The sequence below is a fragment of the Inquilinus sp. genome, assembly GCF_039594555.1.
Taxonomy (GTDB): domain Bacteria; phylum Pseudomonadota; class Alphaproteobacteria; order DSM-16000; family Inquilinaceae; genus Inquilinus.
Window position 1 is genome coordinate 1 of record NZ_JBCNNF010000609.1, and the last position, 3,048, is coordinate 3,048.

Below are 3,048 nucleotides of genomic sequence, written 5' to 3' on the forward strand. Positions count from 1 at the left end.
CATCGGCTCGGCACTACAGCCGGTAGCGCCGGGCCATGCCCGGCGACGATTGCCGATTGCCGAGCATCGGCTCGGCACTACAGCCGGTAGCGCCGGGCCATGCCCGGCGACGATACCGATTGTCGAGCATGGGCTCGGCACAACAGCCGGTAGCGCCGGGCCATGCCCGGCGACGATACCGATTGTCGAGCATGGGCTCGGCACAACAGCCGGTAGCGCCGGGCCATGCCCGGCGGCCGTTCCCGAAATCCGTGTCGCCCGGGGCACTTGCACACCCGTCCGTTAGTAGTAATACTACTAACCATGGACCTGACCGACACCCAGCAGGCGATTCTGCACTTGATCGCCGAGCGTATCGAGAGCGAAGGCGCACCGCCGTCGCAGACTGAAATCGCCCGCGCCTTCGGCTTCAAGGGCGTGCGCGCGGCCCAGTACCACCTGGAGGCCCTCGAGCAGGCCGGTGCGATCCGTCGCATCCCCGGCCAGGCCCGCGGCATCCGCCTGGTGCAGGCGCCGCCGATCGAGAAGCTGGCCGAGCCGGGCCTGCCCGACAGCGTCCTGCGCCTGCCGGTGCTGGGCCGTGTCGCCGCCGGCCTGCCGATCGGCGCCGACATCGGATCGGACGACTTCGTGGTGCTGGACCGGGTGTTTTTCTCGCCGGCACCGGATTACCTGCTGAAGGTGCAGGGCGATTCGATGATCGACGAGGGCATCTTCGACGGTGACCTGATCGGCGTGCACCGCACCCGCGACGCCCACTCCGGGCAGATCGTGGTGGCCCGCATCGACGACGAGATCACCGTCAAGCTGCTGAAGATCGCCAAGGACCGCATCCGCCTGTTGCCGCGCAACCCCGACTACAAGCCGATCGAGGTCCTGCCCGACCAGGATTTCGCGATCGAAGGCCTGTACTGCGGCCTGCTGCGGCCCAACCGCTGAGCCCCTGGCAGCAGCCCTGTTCCACCAGCATTACCCCGCGGTCTTTTGTGGCGATTCTCTGGTTCCACTGAGGTTGGTACGGATGTCCGATAATTCTTTTCTGAGCGCCGGGCAGAATCTCAGCCTGTGCGATACATCCGACTTAAAGTGAACCCATGGCAAAGAAGACCCCCAAAGACAGCACCCCCAACGACATGACCTCTGCTAGGAGCAACACGATGGACGAGAACAAAAAGCGCGCATTGGCTGCTGCTCTGGGCCAGATCGAAAAGCAGTTCGGCAAGGGCTCGGTGATGCGTATGGGCGACCGCGTGGTCGAACCCGTCGAAGCCATCCCGACCGGCTCGCTGATGCTCGACATCGCACTGGGCATCGGCGGTCTGCCGAAGGGTCGTGTCGTTGAAATCTACGGTCCGGAGTCGTCGGGCAAGACCACCCTGACCCTGCAGGCCATCGCCGAATGCCAGAAGATGGGCGGCACCGCTGCCTTCATCGACGCCGAGCACGCGCTGGACCCGATCTACGCCGCCAAGCTGGGCGTGAACGTGGACGACCTGCTGCTGTCGCAGCCGGATACCGGTGAGCAGGCGCTGGAAATCGCCGACATGCTGGTCCGTTCGGGTTCGGTGGACATCCTGGTGGTCGACTCGGTCGCCGCGCTGACCCCCAAGGCCGAAATCGAAGGCGAAATGGGTGACCAGCTGCCGGGCCTGCAGGCCCGCCTGATGAGCCAGGCCCTGCGCAAGCTGACCGGCAACATCAAGCGCTCCAACACGCTGGTGGTCTTCATCAACCAGCTGCGCATGAAGATCGGCGTGATGATGCCGGGCCAGAGCCCGGAAGTGACCACCGGCGGCAACGCGCTGAAGTTCTACGCCTCGGTGCGCCTGGACATCCGCCGTATCGGCGCGATCAAGAAGGGCGACGAGATCATCGGCAACCAGACCAAGATCAAGGTCGTCAAGAACAAGCTGGCGCCCCCGTTCAAGCAGGTCATCACCGAGATCCTGTACGGCGAAGGCATCAGCCGCGAAGGCGAGCTGATCGACATGGGCGTGGAAGCCAAGCTGGTCGAGAAGGCCGGTGCCTGGTACAGCTACGGTGAAGAGCGCATCGGCCAGGGCAAGGACAACGCCCGCGGCTACCTGCGCGACAACCCGACCGTCGCCGCCAAGCTCGAAGCCGAGCTGCGCGAGAAGTTCCAGCCGTCCGAAGCTGCCCGCGAGGAAGGCGACGACGACGGCGACGACGAGTAAGACTTGCTGTGGGGCAGGGCGGCGCCGTCAGTGACGTTGCCCTGTCCCGCAGGTTCGAACCGCCCACGGACGGGCAGGGTGCCAGGGACGGCGCCACCCTTGGAGTAAGCAATGTCCGATGCCGACGCCCCCACCGGCCGCAAGCGCCGGCCGCGCGAACAGACCCCCGTACAGCGAGCCCTGGGCCTGCTGGTGCGGCGTGAGCATTCGCGCAAGGAGCTGACCCGCAAGCTGACCGCCCGTGGCATCGAGGGCGAGGCGGCCGAGGCCGCCGTGGCCAAGCTGACCGAGGCCGGCTGGCAGGACGACACGCGGTTTGCGGAGAATCTCGTCCGGATGCGTGCCAACACCGGCTATGGGCCTATCCACGTCCGTGCCGAGCTCGGCACTCATGGGCTGGACAGCGCGGCGATCGCCGCCGCGATGGACACCTACGAAGGCGACTGGCAGGAGAACGCCCGCGATCTGGTCCGCCGCCGCTTCGGCGAGGACGGCCCACAGGACCTGGCACAGCGGCGCAAGGCCGCCGATCTGCTGGCCCGGCGGGGCTTCGACGGGGACACCATCCGCCGCGCGACCCGCTTCGACCCGGATGACTGAGACTGACGGCGCCGGGCCTGATACCCTTTAGGTTTTCGGCGGTCCGTTACGACCCTGGCCAGTGAGGCCGGCGGTTCGGGGCTGCCGGCCCGCACACTGCCAGCCCCCTCAATGAACGCACCCGCCAAATTCACGACTTCCCAGATCCGTAGCGATTTCCTTGAGTTCTTCAAGGGCAAAGGCCACACCATCGTTCCGTCGGCGCCGCTGGTGCCGGGCAATGCATATAGTAACTGTAGGGTGTCGTCTTTTT

Annotated in this window: 3 protein-coding genes; all 3 read left to right on the top strand. The window is 66.0% G+C overall.

The genetic code is table 11. From position 1 onward, the window contains the following. The first annotated feature begins 303 nt into the window (after positions 1 to 303). The 3 genes from lexA (at position 304) to recX (ending at position 2,795) form a co-directional block, all read left to right on the top strand. A complete protein-coding gene (lexA, locus tag ABDW35_RS34905; protein ID WP_343718439.1) occupies positions 304 to 939 on the top strand; it encodes a transcriptional repressor LexA in 636 nt (211 codons plus the stop codon). Positions 940 to 1,157: 218 nt separating this feature from the next. Further along, positions 1,158 to 2,195 (top strand): recombinase RecA, encoded by a 1,038-nt coding sequence (gene recA / locus ABDW35_RS34910; protein ID WP_108768480.1) that lies wholly within the window; start codon positions 1,158 to 1,160, stop codon positions 2,193 to 2,195. A gap of 111 nt (positions 2,196 to 2,306) precedes the next feature. Continuing rightward, positions 2,307 to 2,795, top strand: coding sequence for a recombination regulator RecX (recX, locus tag ABDW35_RS34915; protein ID WP_108768481.1), 489 nt, complete (start codon positions 2,307 to 2,309; stop codon positions 2,793 to 2,795). Positions 2,796 to 3,048 lie beyond the last annotated feature (253 nt).

Excerpts from the sequence above, each read along its gene's own strand:
- lexA (WP_343718439.1), top strand. The coding sequence starts at position 304 with ATGGACCTGACCGACACCCAGCAGGCGATTCTGCACTTGATCGCCGAG.
- recA (WP_108768480.1), top strand. The coding sequence starts at position 1,158 with ATGGACGAGAACAAAAAGCGCGCATTGGCTGCTGCTCTGGGCCAGATC.
- recX (WP_108768481.1), top strand. The coding sequence starts at position 2,307 with ATGTCCGATGCCGACGCCCCCACCGGCCGCAAGCGCCGGCCGCGCGAA.